Origin of the sequence: Sphaerisporangium sp. NBC_01403 (assembly GCF_045040145.1) — a bacterium.
Lineage (GTDB): Bacteria > Actinomycetota > Actinomycetes > Streptosporangiales > Streptosporangiaceae > Sphaerisporangium > Sphaerisporangium viridialbum.
Genome location: NZ_CP109534.1, coordinates 7782751 through 7797436, shown reverse-complemented (window position 1 = coordinate 7797436; position 14686 = coordinate 7782751). Strand labels below are relative to the sequence as shown.

16 protein-coding genes and 1 tRNA gene are annotated in these 14686 nt (G+C 67.6%); 6 read left to right on the top strand and 11 right to left on the bottom strand.

Translation table 11 applies throughout. The features are described from left to right. Positions 1-13: 13 nt before the first annotated feature. Both OG589_RS34965 and OG589_RS34960 read left to right on the top strand, forming a co-directional pair. On the top strand, positions 14-262 hold the full coding sequence (locus tag OG589_RS34965) for a sarcosine oxidase subunit delta (protein ID WP_405142503.1): 249 nt from the start codon (positions 14-16) through the stop codon (positions 260-262). After that, positions 259-3579: a 2Fe-2S iron-sulfur cluster-binding protein gene (locus OG589_RS34960; RefSeq protein WP_405142501.1), complete on the top strand. Its 3321-nt coding sequence runs from the start codon at positions 259-261 to the stop codon at positions 3577-3579. The genes OG589_RS34965 and OG589_RS34960 overlap by 4 nt, the downstream gene beginning before the upstream one ends. Here the strand turns inward: OG589_RS34960 and OG589_RS34955 are convergent. The 3 genes from OG589_RS34955 to OG589_RS34945 are packed head-to-tail and all read right to left on the bottom strand — an operon-like array spanning position 3554 to position 5128. Next, positions 3554-4102: a hypothetical protein gene (locus OG589_RS34955; RefSeq protein WP_405142499.1), complete on the bottom strand. Its 549-nt coding sequence runs from the start codon at positions 4100-4102 to the stop codon at positions 3554-3556. The genes OG589_RS34960 and OG589_RS34955 overlap by 26 nt on opposite strands. Beyond that, complete coding sequence (locus OG589_RS34950) at positions 4102-4479, bottom strand: MmcQ/YjbR family DNA-binding protein (protein WP_405142497.1); 378 nt, start codon at positions 4477-4479, stop codon at positions 4102-4104. Before OG589_RS34950 ends, OG589_RS34955 begins: the two co-directional genes overlap by 1 nt. A gap of 37 nt (positions 4480-4516) precedes the next feature. Continuing rightward, positions 4517-5128, bottom strand: coding sequence for a hypothetical protein (locus tag OG589_RS34945; protein WP_405142495.1), 612 nt, complete (start codon positions 5126-5128; stop codon positions 4517-4519). Between the two features lie 223 nt (positions 5129-5351). Here OG589_RS34945 and OG589_RS34940 point away from each other — a divergent pair, with 223 nt between their 5' ends. After that, positions 5352-5624, top strand: coding sequence for a hypothetical protein (locus OG589_RS34940; protein ID WP_405142493.1), 273 nt, complete (start codon positions 5352-5354; stop codon positions 5622-5624). Positions 5625-5654: 30 nt separating this feature from the next. On the opposite strand, the gene OG589_RS34935 is transcribed toward OG589_RS34940, so the two are convergent. Continuing rightward, the gene (locus OG589_RS34935; protein ID WP_405142491.1) at positions 5655-5963 is read right to left on the bottom strand and encodes a hypothetical protein; all 309 of its coding nucleotides are present in this window, start codon (positions 5961-5963) and stop codon (positions 5655-5657) included. A gap of 155 nt (positions 5964-6118) precedes the next feature. Beyond that, positions 6119-6508, bottom strand: a complete 390-nt coding sequence (locus tag OG589_RS34930; RefSeq protein WP_405142489.1) for a Cpe/LpqF family protein — start codon at positions 6506-6508, stop codon at positions 6119-6121. Between the two features lie 226 nt (positions 6509-6734). Here OG589_RS34930 and OG589_RS34925 point away from each other — a divergent pair, with 226 nt between their 5' ends. After that, entirely contained in the window at positions 6735-6947 is a 213-nt protein-coding gene (locus tag OG589_RS34925; RefSeq protein WP_405142487.1) for a hypothetical protein, read from the top strand. A 122-nt stretch (positions 6948-7069) separates the two neighbouring features. Here the strand turns inward: OG589_RS34925 and OG589_RS34920 are convergent, their stop codons facing one another. Beyond that, positions 7070-8371: a ThuA domain-containing protein gene (locus OG589_RS34920; RefSeq protein WP_405142486.1), complete on the bottom strand. Its 1302-nt coding sequence runs from the start codon at positions 8369-8371 to the stop codon at positions 7070-7072. A gap of 718 nt (positions 8372-9089) precedes the next feature. Here OG589_RS34920 and OG589_RS34915 point away from each other — a divergent pair. Continuing rightward, positions 9090-9314 (top strand): hypothetical protein, encoded by a 225-nt coding sequence (locus OG589_RS34915; protein WP_405142484.1) that lies wholly within the window; start codon positions 9090-9092, stop codon positions 9312-9314. Positions 9315-9479: 165 nt separating this feature from the next. On the opposite strand, the gene OG589_RS34910 is transcribed toward OG589_RS34915, so the two are convergent. From OG589_RS34910 to OG589_RS34900, 3 genes are all read right to left on the bottom strand, one after another. After that, positions 9480-9577 (bottom strand) — tRNA-Ser (locus OG589_RS34910). A 128-nt stretch (positions 9578-9705) separates the two neighbouring features. After that, on the bottom strand, positions 9706-10044 hold the full coding sequence (locus OG589_RS34905; RefSeq protein WP_405142483.1) for a hypothetical protein: 339 nt from the start codon (positions 10042-10044) through the stop codon (positions 9706-9708). Between the two features lie 222 nt (positions 10045-10266). Continuing rightward, complete coding sequence (locus tag OG589_RS34900) at positions 10267-10497, bottom strand: hypothetical protein (protein ID WP_405142482.1); 231 nt, start codon at positions 10495-10497, stop codon at positions 10267-10269. A 562-nt stretch (positions 10498-11059) separates the two neighbouring features. Between OG589_RS34900 and OG589_RS34895 the strand changes: the two genes are divergently transcribed. Beyond that, positions 11060-12595, top strand: coding sequence for a S8 family peptidase (locus OG589_RS34895; protein ID WP_405142481.1), 1536 nt, complete (start codon positions 11060-11062; stop codon positions 12593-12595). Positions 12596-12950: 355 nt separating this feature from the next. Here the strand turns inward: OG589_RS34895 and OG589_RS34890 are convergent, their stop codons facing one another. Both OG589_RS34890 and OG589_RS34885 read right to left on the bottom strand, forming a co-directional pair. After that, positions 12951-13094, bottom strand: a complete 144-nt coding sequence (locus OG589_RS34890; RefSeq protein WP_405142480.1) for a hypothetical protein — start codon at positions 13092-13094, stop codon at positions 12951-12953. 413 nt (positions 13095-13507) lie between these two features. Then, positions 13508-14548: a hypothetical protein gene (locus tag OG589_RS34885; protein ID WP_405142478.1), complete on the bottom strand. Its 1041-nt coding sequence runs from the start codon at positions 14546-14548 to the stop codon at positions 13508-13510. Positions 14549-14686: the final 138 nt, after the last annotated feature.

The window sequence follows — 14686 nt, the reverse complement described above, 5'->3', positions numbered from 1 at the left end:
AGGAGCCCCACCGATGCTGCTGATCCCCTGTCCGTGGTGCGGGCCGCGCGACGAGGCCGAGTTCCGGTACGGCGGCCAGGCGCACGTCGCGTACCCGCCGGACCCGGCGGCGCTCACCGACGAGGAGTGGGCGCACTTCCTGTTCTTCCGCGACAACCCCAAGGGCCCGTTCGACGAACGGTGGAACCACGCGGCCGGGTGCCGCCGCTGGTTCAACCTCACCAGGGACACGGCCACCAACGAGATCGGGGGTTCGCGATGACGCGCCGCCGGGCCGGACGCGGGGGCGAGGTGCTGCGGTTCACCTTCGACGGCACGCCCTACGAGGGGTACCGGGGCGACACGCTGGCCGCCGCCCTGCTCGCCAACGGCGTGCGCAAGGTCGCGACCAGCGTCACGCTCGGCCGCCCGCGCGGGATCTTCGGCGCGTGGACCGAGGAGCCGAACGCCGTCGTCCAGATCGAACGGCCCTTCCCCGAGCCCATGGTGCAGGCCACCACGATCCCGCTGTACGAGGGGCTGGCCGCCACCGGCCTCGCCGGGCGGGGAAGGCTGTCCCCGGAGCCCGACCCGGCACGCTACGACGCCACACACGCGCACTGCGACGTCCTCGTGGTGGGAGCGGGCCCCGCGGGCCTGACGGCGGCGCTGGCCGCCGCCCGCACCGGAGCCCGGGTGATCCTCGCCGACGACCGCTTCCAGCCCGGAGGCAGCCTGCCTGACACCGCCCAGACGGTGGAGGGCCGGCCAGGCGCCGACTGGGCACGCGACGTGGCCGCCGAGCTCGCCACCCTGCCTGACGTGCGCGTTCTCTTCCGTACGAGCGTCGTCGGGTACTACGACCACAACTACCTGGTCGCCGTGGAGCGCCGGGGCGAGGACGCGGTGACGCGGGAGCGGGTCTGGCGCATCCGGGCCCGCCGGGTCGTTCTCGCGACCGGGGCGCACGAGCGGCCGATCGCCTTCGGCGGCAACGACCTGCCCGGCGTCATGCTGGCCTCCGCCGCCCGGGCGTACGTGAACCGGTACGGCGTGCTGCCGGGGCGGCGGGCGGTGGTCTTCACGACGGGCGACAGCGCGTACGACGCGGCCCGCGACCTCGCGGACGCGGGCGTGGAGATCGCGGAGATCGCCGACGCCCGCGAGGGGCGGCTCGTCACCGGCGTGGTCGGCGGCCCGGACGACGAGGGCGTGCGGGCGGTCCTTGTCGGAGGGCGTGAGGTCGAAGCCGACCTGCTCCTCGTGTCCGGCGGCTGGAACCCCGTCGTCCACCTGTTCAGCCAGTCCGGGGGAGAACCGCGCTACGACGAGGCGCTGGCGGCGTTCGTCCCGGCCGGCCGGTTCCCGCAGGCTGTCGAAGTGGTGGGCTCGGCGCGAGGGGTGTTCACCCTGGCGGGATGCCTGGCCGACGGCGAGGCGGCGGGATCCGGCTCCCCGCTGCCCGCGCGCCCGCTTCCGGACGTATCCGGCTCGCCGCCGGCCTCGCATCCGCTTCCGGACCTATCCCGCTTCCCGCTGCCCTCCCATCCGCTTCCGGACGTGTCCGCGGAGCATCTGTGGCTGGTTCCGGCCGACGACTACTCCGGCCACTTCGTCGACCTGCAACGCGACGTCACCGTGGCCGACCTCCAGCGGGCCACGGAGGCCGGGCTGCGATCGGCCGAGCACGTCAAGCGGTACACGACCGCCGGCACGGCACACGATCAGGGCAAGACCTCCGGGACGCTGACCAGCGCGGTCGTCGCCGGGATGCTCGGGGTCGGCGTCGCCGCCCTGGGGACGACCACGTTCCGCGCGCCGTACGTCCCGGTCTCCTTCGCGACGCTCGCGGGACGCGACCGGGGCGCCCTGCACGACCCTGTACGGGTCACCGCGACACACGACTGGCATGTGTCGCACGGTGCCCTCTTCGAGAACGTCGGACAGTGGAAACGGCCCTGGTACTACCCGCGTCCCGGCGAGGACATGGAGGCCGCGGTGCTGCGCGAGTGCCGCGCCGTACGGCAGGCCACGGGCGCCATGGACGCCTCCACCCTCGGCAAGATCGACGTCCAGGGCCCCGACTCCGCCGAGCTGCTCGACCGGCTCTACACGAACATGATGAGCACCCTCAAGGTCGGCGCGATCCGCTACGGCGTGATGTGCCGGCCCGACGGCATGGTGTTCGACGACGGCACCGTCATCCGCCTCGCCCCCGACCGGTTCCTGGTCACCACCACCACGGGCAACGCCGCGGCCGTACTCGACTGGATGGAGGAGTGGCTCCAGACCGAGTGGCCCGGCCTGCGGGTCCACTGCACCTCGGTCACCGAGCAGTGGGCCACCGTCGCGCTTGCCGGGCCGGGCTCACGTGACGTGCTGGCCGGGCTCGCCCCTGACCTGGCGGTGGACACCGAGAGCTTCCCGTTCATGACCTGGCGGGACACCGAGGTGGCGGGCATCGGGGCACGCGTCTGCCGGATCAGCTTCTCCGGCGAGCTGGCCTACGAGATCAACGTCAGCTGGTGGCACGGGCCGGCGCTCTGGGAGGCGATCCAGGCGACCGGCGCGGTCACGCCGTACGGCACCGAGACCATGCACGTCCTGCGGGCCGAGAAGGGGTACCCCATCGTCGGCCAGGACACCGACGGCACGGTGACGCCCGCGGACCTCGGCATGGACTGGATCGTCTCCAAGAAGAAGCCGGACTTCATCGGCAAACGGTCCTTCGCCCGACCCGACACCACCCGCCCGGACCGCCGCCACCTGGTAGGCCTACTCCCCGAAGACCCCGGCACCTTGATCCCCGAGGGCACCCAGCTCGTCGCCTTCGACCGGCTGCCGGAGCCACCTGTGCCCATGCTCGGTCACGTGACGTCCAGCTACCGAAGTGCGGCGCTCGGCCGCACCTTCGCGCTCGCCCTCGTGAGCGGCGGCAGGGACCGGATCGGCGAGCGCCTGTACGCCCCGGTCGGCGATCGCCTGATCCCGGTGACGGTCACCCACCACGTCCTCTACGACCCCGAGGGAGCCCGCCGCGATGGCGACCCAGCGACCCCCCAACGGCTCAGCGCACGTCCAGGACACCGTGACAAGGTCGAGCGGGTGAGTCCGCTGGCGGGGTTCGACGGGGTGGCGGACGGGCGGCTTCGGGTGCGGGAGGTTCCGTTCCTGCGGCAGACCAACGTGCGGGCCGACCCCGACCGGGTCCCGTCCTCCCTGGGGCTGCGGCTGCCGGTGGAGCCGGGGACATGGCTGCGCTCGGGGGAGGCCGACGTGCTGTGGCTCGGGCCCGACGAGTGGCTGGTGATCGGAGATGCCGACCTTCCCCGCTCGGAGGACATGGCCGTCACCGACGTCTCGGCACAGCGGACGACCCTTCTGGTGGCTGGGCCGGGCGCGCGAGACCTGCTGGCGCACGGATGCTCCCTCGATCTGCATCCGTCGGTGTTCGGGCCCGGCCGTTGCGCCCAGACCATGCTGGCGCGGGCGCAGGTCATACTGGTCGCCCGCGAGGACGACGAATTCCGGGTGCTGGTGCGCGCGTCCTTCGCCCGCTATCTCGCCGACTGGATCATCGACGCGGCCGTCGACTACTGAACCCCCTGGTCCACAGGTCGAGTACCTCGCGGGCGACCTCGTCCACAGGACGGCCGTCGTTGTGGACGACGGCGTTCTCCGGCGCCGCGCTCCGCACCGCCCGTTCGAAGTCCGTCACCTCGGCGAGATGGCCGTCGAGCGTGGCTCCCCGGTCGCGTGCGCGAAGGCGGTCACGCGCGGTCCGCTCGGACACGGTCAGCCGGACGACCGTGAGCGCGGCGCCGGGAACCGCCTCCCGTACGGCCGCCAGGTGTGCGGGTTCGAGCAGGGCCCGCGCCAGCACGAGCCGCCGCACGCCGGAAGCCGCGAAGTTGGCGGCCACGGCCCGCAGGTTGGCCGTGAGCATCTCGTGCACCGCCGCGCCCGTACACCAGCACAGCCAGTCGAGGTCGATGACCGCGTGGGGAGCGTCCCCGAGCAGCTCGCCCACGGCGATGGCGACCGTCGTCTTCCCGGAGCCGAGCCCTCCGGTGAGCAGCAGAGCATCGATTGCTTCGGGGTTGAATGCGCTCGTGGTGTCCATCACTTGGGCCGCGAGGTGTCGAGCTCGGCGACGAGCCGTTTGGGGGCCACGATGCGGTAGCTCTCCTCCACCCAGTCGCACGCCAGGACGGCGTCCGGCACGTCGTCGGAGAACGGGACCGTGACCCACCCGGCCCTGCCGAGGCCGTGCCCCGTCGGGGTGGCACCCGGCAGGTTGAGCGCGTGCCCGTTCGACTCGCGCAGCTTCACGGAGAACCTGGGCTCCCACTTGTCCGTCTCATCGTCCGGCCCCAGGAAGACGAAGATCTTCTTGTTGACCTTGACGACGCTCTCGCCCCACGGGAAGTCCTCGTAGGCCCCGGGGAGCCCGAGGGCGAATTCGCGTACCCGCTCACGAGTCTCCTGCCATTGGCTCATGACCCAATTGTGGTGGCTGAGGGTGCCGTCGGACCGCTCAGGTCGCCCGTTCCCGGCCCTCCGCGAAGAACGCCGGAAGGTCAGGAAGGTCGCTGAGGGGGTGCGCCGCGCCGAAGGGCGCGTTCCAGAAGTCACCGCTCCTCGGCTCCCACGGGTCGACGTAGGCATAGGGGACATCGAGGTAGCCGTCACCCGGCGAGACGCCATAGTTGACCTTGTCGAGCGTTATGCCGAGGTCGAAATGCTCGGGCCACAGCACTGGCGTGGCCTCGGGGGCGAACGCGCGCAACGCCCGGTCGCCCAGGGCCAGGCTCTTCTCCAGGTGCTCCGCTGCGGCGGCGTCCACGGTCAGGATGTCGTCCAGCGAAGCCCCCGAGCCGTCGGTGTACAGATTCTCCGGGGCGCCGGCACCCGCACCGGTCTCCCTGCCCAGATCATCGAAGGATCTCCCGTCCAGCGGCAGGCGTTCGCTTCCCACCACCAGCTCGTGCCCCTCGACGCGCAGGTCAGGATCGGTGACCGTCGCGAACCCTCCCGGCGTGACCCGGAGACGGATTGTCCCGCTCTGCCGGTACTGCGGCCCCGCCATGATCAACTCTGCGACCGCGTGGAGGGACCTCCGCGTCGCCGTCAGCTCGTTCGCGTTCATACGTACAGCGTGATCGAGCGACGACCTGCCCGCCACATCGGGGTGTGGAACACCTCGCTCGCATTGGCCATTCACGGCCGTAACTACTGGGTGTAATTGAATGATCACGTCAAGTTCCCTAACCTTGGCGTGTGGCCATCCCCCCGAGCCGATCGTCGGCTTTCGCCGCCTGGAATGGGCGACTTCCGGTGCTCCCGTCAAGTGTCCGCGTGGGTGACAGACCATGCCGGTGACGCTGGCGGAGCTGCGGGTGAAGTACGGCAGGCACTGGCTGGTCTCCGACGCGGTCGGCGGCGGGTGGTACGCCGTGCGCCGTCACGGCATCTCTCGCGAACTCCTCCAACGCGGGCTCTGCAACGTGCGGTGCGCGGCCACGCTGGACGGGCTCGCGGCCCGCATGGCGGCCGAGACGCAACTGGAGGACCGCCTCCTCCGAGGCTCCGAGGCCTCCGGCCGCCTCCCCGAATGCCCGGAGGCCTTCCCCCCGGGAACATGACGGCCCGTTCATCAGCGCTGCTGATCTCCGTTAACCACCCGGGGCCGTCTCCAGGTGACCGCCACGCCGAAGCTCATCGACGAACGGCTTCAGCGGGCCGTCTTCGAGGTCTTCGTCGTTGATGTCGATCGTTTGGTCCTTGTCGATGAGGACCTCGTTTTCCCGCAGTTCGGTCGTCGTGATGCCCCGAGGCTCCCGCGCCTCGGAATCACCCCGGTTCACCACAAAGACGGTGATCACCACCACGAGCGAGGTTCCAAGACCCAACGCCGCCCACCGACGCCACACCTGACCGGGACGCGCGTTCTTGGCCGCGGTGATATGGACGAGCCTGGTCATGGCGTCGCCTGCTTCATCGATGATGCGGCACGCCCGGTGCTCGCGAGGTGTTCCACGGTCACATCGAACGATCCGCTGCCCCGCACCTGCTCACGGTTCCCGAACGACGGATCAAAAGTCCACGTCTGACGCTGCCGCCTCATCTCCGACCTCGCTCAGTTAGGCGTGAGCAGCAGGTAGTCGATCTTCCCGTCGCCGTCCACGGAGATCTCCGTCTTGTAGCTCTGCCCCGGAATCAACGTCTGCCCGACCAGGGCCGTGGGCTTGATATCGCTCAACTCCTCCAGCTTCAGATCGGCCAGGCTCTTGGCCATCGTGTTGAACTCCTCTGGAGGCACACCCTTCATGAAGTCCTGGCTCAGGTGCTCGGCGAGCTCGCTTTCGGCAAGCGGCGCGCGATTGACCGCTTCCATATACCAGCGCAGTTGCCTGCCGACCGGACTATCAGGGATGGTGACGGCCGCGGAGCCACCGCTGCCCGTACATCCCGCCACCGCGACGGACAGGATGGCGAGAACGGCGGGCAGCAACCTGAGTCGTCCCAATGTGGCTCCTTCTGATCCGTAGCGCTTCCTCACCCGACAAGCGGCCGACCGGATACGGTATCAGCCGGTTCGCAACCCGTCATCACAATTTACGGTCGTAATGCCCCTGGTCAGCGCCCGACACAATCGGCGAGAACGCCCAGAGGTGAAATCAGGTGCAGATCAGGTTCTTACCGCAGCAACCTGGCAGACCGGGCACGCTGGTAATCCCTACGTGGAGGAGCAAATGGCCGAGATTCTGGTGCTGTTGGTGGTGTTGGTGCTGTGGGGCATTCCAGCGGTGTTGTTGTTCTTCTTCATCTACTGGGCGATCCGTCTGGCGATCCGGCATGAGAACCGGCGGGTGCCGACGCCACGAGAGATCGCGGATCAGGAGCGGCGCGAACGAGTGGCGGCGGAGCGTGCCGCTCAGCGTCGTACCAGGCACCGCTCCGAATGAGTAAGCGGGACCGGGCATTGAGCCGAAGCCGGGTGTTTGCGGTGGCGGGGCGTCGCCAGGACACCCCGGCAACGGCAGGATGCCGACGGCCCGCCACCGCTTTCGCTCGTGAGCCTGCCGCCTCAGCTCTGTGCGACCAGCCGGTAGGACTGGGCGGCCGTGCCGTTGCACGTGTACTGGACGAGTTGGACCCCATCGGCGGTCGACGCGGCGGGGACGTCGAGGCACTTGCCGCTGTTGCGGTTGACGAAGTGGTAGTAGCCACCACCCTCGGACACCGGCTGCCACTGCTGGTTGTTGCCGCCACCGTACGTCCAGGTCTGGATCGGGGCGTTGTCGGCGGTCGACACGTTGGTCACGTCGAGCGCCTGGGCGCTGTTGCCGCGGTTGTTGACGCGGACGAAACTCCCGTTCGTCGGCGCGAACTGGTACTGCTGCGCGTTGGTCACGTTGCAGGTGTACTGCTGGATCGCGGTTCCGTTGGTCGTGCCGGCCGCGCGGGCGTCGACGCACTTGCCACTGCCCTTGTTGACGACCGAGTACCACGTCGTCGGGGAGATCGGTTCTGTCGTGGGAGGCGTGGTGCCGCCCGCGCCGGCCAGCCAGAGCAGGCCGTTGATCAGCCACTGGTTCTGCTGGGCGCTCGCGAAGGTCGACGATGTACGCGTGTTCGTGGTGTAGTTCATCCCGTTGTGGCCGAAGTTGGCGTACAGCATCTTGTACTTGGTGTTCGTCCACATGACCGGGTAGAAGCCGCTGCGCCACTGCTGGTTCGGGTCGGTGCCGACCGGGAAGCTGGAGGCGTCGATCGACGCCAGGATGTCGATGTCGGGGTTCTGCCGCAGGTCGCGGCTCCACGAGTACCACTCGCTCACCGAGGACTGGATGGTCGCCGGCAGGCCCGCCGTGGACGGGTGGCCGCGATCCTCGATCTTCAGGGTCTCGGCGGTCGGTCCCCAGGTGTTCGTCTGGAACGCGCCCGAGCCCAGGAGGGTGTTGTAGTACCAGCCCCATGAGTTGGGGTCAGTGGTGAACGCGCTGACATGGAAGCCCATCCAGGCTCCGCCGTTCTGCATGTACGTCTGGAACGCGGCGCGCTGGCTCGCGGGCGGGGCGTCGTCCAGGAACATGATGACCTTGTACTGTGACAGGCCCGCGGCGCTGAGGCGGCTCCAGTCGGTCGTCGCCTCCCAGGTGAAGCCGTACTGGGCGCCGGCCGTGGGGAACCATTCCCTGGCCTCTTTGTCGAAGTCGATGTGCGCGGCGTCCCAGGTGCCGTTGTAGAAGGCGAGCACCTTGAACGGGGCGGCGGCGGCCTGCTTGGTGACGGCGCTGCTGGCAGGGCTGACGGCGAAGCCGATGGAGGCCGCGACGGTGATGCCGAAGAGTACGGCGAGGGAGCGTTTCACGAAATGTCTGGGCACAGGGATCCTTCAGTGGTGGGGGGTGACTGGTGCCGAGAGTGGTGATGGCCGCCGGTGCCGTGGCCTGCCATGCGTACGTGCCGATGGACGACCCGCCTCCGTGCCATCGGACGGGCCACCGAAAGGTCCTTTCTTTAAGAAAGTTTACTAACAGTGGGCTCGCGCTGAGGTTACGATCAGCCGGTCCCGCTGTCAATGGCGGGGTCAGAAGGGCGTGAAGGGGGCGTCAGAGACTCAGCACGGCCGCGAGGGTGAAAGGACGCTCGCGTTCACGAGGCCGGCATACGGCCGCGAGGCTGCTCCTGCTCGGCTGAGAGGGCTGAGACAACGGCGTGGGAGCGGTTTCGCGTCTCTCTTCCCCGGAGTCTGCCAACAATGTCGCTAATTTCCTTGCCTGTCATTTTCCGTCCCTGTGGCGCCGCATTGAAACCCCCGGGGAAGTGCCCTCCAAGCTGCCGTCGGCGGTAGGAATCTGCGGCTCGAAGGCCCGCAGCGGCTAGCTGGGGCACAATGCCGCATTTATCTGATAAATGAGGATGATCCCATTTATGGAGTGATGCGGCAGAAATAATGTTTTGCCGCTGGCTGGGAGATTTCGTCTGATGCCGCGATTAGTCTGAGTGATGTCAGCGATGCATCGGCGTATCCCGGGACCCGGAACCGACGCTCGTCATCCCCGTCAATCGGGGTTCGGCCTCACCTCAGGGAGTGATCTCTGATGCTCAAGCGTTTGCTCTTCGCCGTCGTGCTGGCGGCGTCCACGCTCCTCGTCACCGGAACCGTCACCGGCACCGCGCAGGCCTCCGTGCCGAACATCTGCTCCTCGGCCCAGCCCAATCCCGGCCTGTGCAAGTGGAGAGAGGATGGCTGCTACTACTGCTACAGCTACAAGACCGCAACGTGGGAACAGCAGTATTGCAACGGCGGCGGCTCCGATGAGTAGCCGCATCGGCGGCTAGCCCCGATGGACAACGGCAGCCCTGCGAAGCACTGCCTCGCGGGGCTGTGGGATGGCTGAGGCCGGCGGCTGCGACCCGGCGATGACAACTGCGACCCCCGGCAGGCTTCCCGATCATGAGATCTAGGAGTCTGCCCTGGTCATTAAGGGTGGGCCGCCAGGGACTCGAACCCTGAACCTACGGATTGAAAGTCGGCCGACGATGGTCCATGGATGTCTACGGATGTTGCGGGTGCCAGCTCAGACCCCACCTTTCCTTGATCGGCTTCCGTTGGTGTCCACCGGCGCCCAGGGACGTTGTTAGCAACGGCGTTAGCAAGATCTGTTGGATCGGGTGACCATCACGGGGTGGCACGTCGGCGTCGTCGCTCGCTGATCAGCCGGCGCGTTGAACCGCGGATACGAACCCACCCCGGGCCTTTCCGCTGCCGGCCAGGGCTGCCCAGTCGTCTACCGGGCTCTGCGAGTCCACGACCAGCACCACCGCGCCACCGGCATGGTCTACGGCGTCCAGCCATGCGGTACGTTCTTCAGCCTCATCAGGACGGATGACGCCTTCGACCAGCATTCCGGAATCACCGGGTCCGTCGACGACCGAGACGGTCAATCCGGCCAGGAGCTGCCAGCCATCGCAGGGCAACGGCCTGTCCGCATCAAGCTGGAACACGGGAAGCATCTCGATCGGATCAGTCGAGACGAGAACCAGCGCCGGCATGGCACCACCAAGGTAGCTGGCGTCCTCACGAGGGATATGGGATGGCACTCGGTGAGTATCCCACCGCCCTACCGCCCATGTGGTGGCGCTGTCCAGGTTGGCGGACTCCTGCCCAGGTCAGCCGTAGATGTGGACCAGTCGCATGTGCTCCTGTGAGCCCTTCCGGCTTCTTCGGAGGGCTCTGCGTGCTTGGTCGGATTACCAGGGTCGTCGTCGTTTCCCTCAGTACTCTACGAGATCTTGGGAAGCGAGATACGGGCGCTCCTGTTCAAGCCACTCCATGCTCAACCTGGCCCCTGTGGTCGGCTCGATCGTCGCCGGCGCCGCCGCTCGCCAGTCCTTTCCCTTCCTCCATCTGAAGTGCGGTGCCATGGTCATCAGTTCAGGCCAACGTGCCAGATTCGGCTGGTTCACCCACTCCTCCGGGTACATGGCATCGACCATCAGGAGCATCTCCCCGTCGGCGGCAAAGCCGATGCGGTTGTTGGCACGAGGGGCCTGCCTTCCCTACGGATCAGAAGGTCCGAGTCTTCGTTGGCGATTCTGGCCATGCACCCGTGGTGGCTCTGGGCTGGTCCGCGCTCGGCTCCTGATTGATGGCTCGCCGCCCTGCTCGACCGGTAGATACGGGCCCGGCGAGGTGTGATCGCGTAAGGCGGCGTTGCTGTACGCGCTGCTGTACAGCATGCCCGGGGTGGGCCGCGGTCAGGCCCAGCAGGTGCTGGTACAGCTCCGTGTCGCGCATACCCCGATCCTGCGCCCCGGCGCTTGATCACCCCCACCGGACCCACACGAAGCCCGGAAGCGCCATTCGGAGTGTGCGCTTGATCGTCGGCCAGCAGGTTGGTCCGGTCAGCCTTCCGCCTTGGTGAGCTCTTGAACAATTCACGATCGAGCTGTTACCGTCACCAACCAACTCGAAAGGCTGGATTCGGGGCGATTTCGGGCTTTCGGAATCGGGGCCAGCCAGACCGCGGCGATGAGTGCCGCGGCCTCATCGCTCAAGGAGCAACGCATGCAGCATGCCCTGCCCAAGCGACGCCTCGCGGCCACCGCCGCAGCGTTTGCCATGGTGGGTGCCGCCTTCCTTGGAGGCGCGATCGGCTCGGCCAGCGCGGCCACCACCGACGAGCCGACGTCGACACCGGTCAACGTGGACATCCCCGACGGGATGCTCATGAGCTACGTCGTCAACGCCCGGATCGCCAACCCCGGCCAAACTCGTCTCGTTGAGCGCGCGGTCGAGGCCGCCGGAGGTGTTGTCGTCCAGTCCTGGCCCGAGATCGGCGTGGTCGTCGCCCACTCCGACCGCGCGGCCTTCCGCGCGAACGTCACCGCCAAGGGCGGCAACGCGGTCGCCGCCGTCGGCGCCACCCGCACGGCCGGGGTCTCCGAGGGGACGCCGGCCGACCTGGCCCCGAAGTGGGGCCCCGGCGCCAGCGGGTACAAGAAGGGTGCCAAGAAGCCGGACAACGGCGACATCCCGTCCGACCCGCTGCCTGGCGAGAGCCTCGACCCCAACGAGGGCGTCCAGTGGGACATGCAAATGATCAAGGCCCCGCAGGCGCAGGCGATCTCCGACGGCAACCGCAACGTCCTCGTCGGGGTGCTCGACAGCGGCATCTCGCCGACACACCCGGACCTCAAGGCCAACATCGACGTCGCGAACTCGGTCAACTGCACTAACGTCGGCCGTCCGGATCAGACGCCGTTGGCTTGGCGCCCGACGACGAGCGACCACGGTACGCACGTCGCCGGCACCATCGCCGCCGCCCGCAACAAGATCGGCATCGTCGGTGTCGCGCCGAACGTGCGTATGGCGTCCGTCAAGGTCGTCAACAACGACGGCTTCATCTACCCGGAGTACGCCATCTGCGGCTTCATGTGGGCGGGCCTGAAGCACATGGACGTCACGAACAACTCCTACTACATCGACCCGTTCGAGTTCTGGTGTGACGACCAGCCCGACCAGGCCGCCAGCAAGGAGGCCGTCCGGCGCGCCGTGAAGTGGGCCACCAATCAGGGCGTCGTCAACGTCGCTGCGGCGGGCAACTCCAACTACGACATGGCCAACAAGACCGTGGACACGGGCAGCCCCAACGACGCGCCGAAGCCGACCGTGCGCACGATCAACAACCGCTGCAACGACATCCCGGCTGAGTTCGACGGTGTCGTGACGGTCGCATCCCTGCAGCGCGTGGGCACCATGCTGGACAGCGTCCGGTCGTCCTTCTCCAACTACGGCTTCGGCAAGATCGACGTCGCGGCTCCCGGCTCGTCGATCTACTCGACGACGTGGAACACCCGGACGGGGGCCGACGGCTACGGCACCAAGAGCGGTACGTCGATGGCGAGCCCGCACGTCGCCGGCGTCCTGGCGCAGATGAAGTCGGCGCACCCGTCCTGGTCGCCGGCCGAGATGATCAGTGAGCTCAAGGCGCGGGCCCAATCCAAGCCGTGCCCGCAGAACACCGCGGCCTGCACCGGCACCGCCGACGACAACAGCTTCTTCGGCGCTGGTGTCGTCGACACCCTCGCAGTCATCAAGTGAACTGACCCTGGTATCACCTAAGTGACACCACCGCGCTGGGCCTGCACCGTCATGAGGGTGCAGGCCCAGCGCCATACGGCGACCAGGAGTTGGACCGGTGTCCTCCCCACGCCCGTGGGGGTGTACAGGACTGCTGTATAGAGATCAGAAAGGCCCATCCCGGTGATCGGAATGGGCCCATGAGCTGGGCGCGGTCGAGAGGACTCGAACCCCTAACCTTCTGATCCGTAGGAAAGTGCGGGTGCCTTGTCAGGGACACGCCGCCCTGGTCAATTGGTAGATGCGGCCCGGTGGCGCCTGGCAGTGTAAGACGACGTTGCTGTACGGGCACGCGTCTTCCTTGAATGGGCGGACCTCACTCAGTTATCGGATCGAACCCAGTGCCATCGTCAAACCAAGACGGGGCAGTGACGATGCTGGCCACCTCTGCTGCCGGGATCTTGGCGACCAGGACGCCAACCCGTGTTGGATTATTGGGCACCTCCCATTCGATGACCATCTGTGACTGCTCCTCTGGGGCGGCGTCAACGAGGACGTTGAAGACCACGTGTCTATCGGCTTCGCCGTACGCGTCGGCCGCAAGCTCGATGACTGAGCCTGAGTGCAGGGTGACGAGCCAACGGCTCGGAATGCCAGCAGCAAGTTCACGCCGATAGAGGCTACAGCGACATGGGGCCGGCCCTGGTCCTTGAGTAGGCCTGTAGGCCGGATACGAATTCCGCATAATCGCTACCTGCGGCGATGGCGCGCAAGACGCCTTCGACCTGCAAAACGCTTCCGTTGGTTGCCATCGCTTGCCGCCGGTTTCCGCTGCGATGTGCCCCCAGTGCGCTCCCAAAACGAGCGCCCAACGTGTGCCGCGTCGCGATCCCACTCAAGAGGGAGGGGAGCGGAGGGGCAGGCCGAGAGGACTCACTGCATGTTCTCCAGATGCGGGTGGTCGAACGACACCGGGCAGATGTAGATCTGCATGTTGTAGCCGCGGCCGATGGAGACCATTGGAGGGTCGGAGGGCTGGCGGAGACCCACTGGTCCAGCCGGCGGTACGCGGTCTTCGAGGGGAATCCAGCTTCCGCTCCCACCGTCCCATTCACCGGAGCTGACGGTCAGCAGCGGTCGGCATTCGGTCTTGCAGGTGGCACAGAGCATGGGCCACGGGTCGCAGAAGCTCCATGGCCCCCACCCGCCGACTTTCCATCCGGGGGCAACGGACAGCTCATACTGGTAGTAAGCGTGACCTCTTCCGTGATCTTCATCCTCCGGGTGGCTCTTGGCCCATTCCGCGCGGCCCCAGGCAGTGAGACGCTCCGCGAGCTCTTCTGGCAACTCGTGCGGAGCCGGGTACTCGGTGACGGGCTCCGGGTGAAGGATGCAGGGTTCGGGGACGTAGTTGCCGTCGTGGTCGACATCGGCCGGCTGCGGCGGACTGACCAGGGGATCGACCACGCTCGCGGCGTCTCGCCACACCAGGCGGGTCGCAGGCAGTGAGTTTTCGTCGTGGTCGAGGGGGCACCACAGGACCTGGAGCAGATCCGCCCCATCGGGGCCGGTCAGCCCTGGGATGTCGCGCAGGTAGAGCTGCGCGACGGGCAGCAGGGCGTTCGGCTCGCCGTGCCAGGGGTGACCTGCTTGCAGAGTGTCCAATAGGGCCTGCTCCTCTGGGGAGAGCAGGTTCTCCTTAGGGCCACGGGGACGAAGCCATGCCGCTTCCAGCAGGGCACGACGCCTACGGACGTCGTCCAGCGACACCGGCAGCTGCCAATCATCGTGCGTTTCCGCGCAGACCGGCCACTCCTCGTTCGCGGGCCAGAGCAGCGGGCCACCGATGGAACTCTCGTAAGGAGTCGGTGTTCCGGGGCGCGGATGCAGCCGAACCGCCTGCCTGGCCAGCGGAGCCAGCTCAGGAAATATGGAAGCGATGTCAACCGGTCGCGGCGGGGTCGTCCGTACCATCAGAGCTCCTTCTACAGTCACCTGCGCGTGTCGGCGGACTCTACGTCAACGGACACGCCGCGCAATCCTCGGCGATGCCCTCGGCTGATGAAGATCTCCTCGGAACGCCTCGGACATGACGCTCCGAGGAGTTCCGAT

Bases quoted from the DNA above. Each gene is read 5' to 3' on its own strand.
- OG589_RS34895 (WP_405142481.1), top strand. From the start codon at position 11,060: ATGCAGCATGCCCTGCCCAAGCGACGCCTCGCGGCCACCGCCGCAGCG.
- OG589_RS34955 (WP_405142499.1), bottom strand. From the start codon at position 4,102: ATGGACACCACGAGCGCATTCAACCCCGAAGCAATCGATGCTCTGCTG.
- OG589_RS34935 (WP_405142491.1), bottom strand. From the start codon at position 5,963: ATGACCAGGCTCGTCCATATCACCGCGGCCAAGAACGCGCGTCCCGGT.
- OG589_RS34890 (WP_405142480.1), bottom strand. From the start codon at position 13,094: ATGGTCATCGAATGGGAGGTGCCCAATAATCCAACACGGGTTGGCGTC.
- OG589_RS34940 (WP_405142493.1), top strand. From the start codon at position 5,352: ATGCCGGTGACGCTGGCGGAGCTGCGGGTGAAGTACGGCAGGCACTGG.
- OG589_RS34960 (WP_405142501.1), top strand. From the start codon at position 259: ATGACGCGCCGCCGGGCCGGACGCGGGGGCGAGGTGCTGCGGTTCACC.
- OG589_RS34945 (WP_405142495.1), bottom strand. From the start codon at position 5,128: ATGAACGCGAACGAGCTGACGGCGACGCGGAGGTCCCTCCACGCGGTC.
- OG589_RS34905 (WP_405142483.1), bottom strand. From the start codon at position 10,044: ATGCCGGCGCTGGTTCTCGTCTCGACTGATCCGATCGAGATGCTTCCC.
- OG589_RS34900 (WP_405142482.1), bottom strand. From the start codon at position 10,497: ATGCTCCTGATGGTCGATGCCATGTACCCGGAGGAGTGGGTGAACCAG.
- OG589_RS34965 (WP_405142503.1), top strand. From the start codon at position 14: ATGCTGCTGATCCCCTGTCCGTGGTGCGGGCCGCGCGACGAGGCCGAG.
- OG589_RS34950 (WP_405142497.1), bottom strand. From the start codon at position 4,479: ATGAGCCAATGGCAGGAGACTCGTGAGCGGGTACGCGAATTCGCCCTC.
- OG589_RS34915 (WP_405142484.1), top strand. From the start codon at position 9,090: ATGCTCAAGCGTTTGCTCTTCGCCGTCGTGCTGGCGGCGTCCACGCTC.
- OG589_RS34925 (WP_405142487.1), top strand. From the start codon at position 6,735: ATGGCCGAGATTCTGGTGCTGTTGGTGGTGTTGGTGCTGTGGGGCATT.
- OG589_RS34885 (WP_405142478.1), bottom strand. From the start codon at position 14,548: ATGGTACGGACGACCCCGCCGCGACCGGTTGACATCGCTTCCATATTT.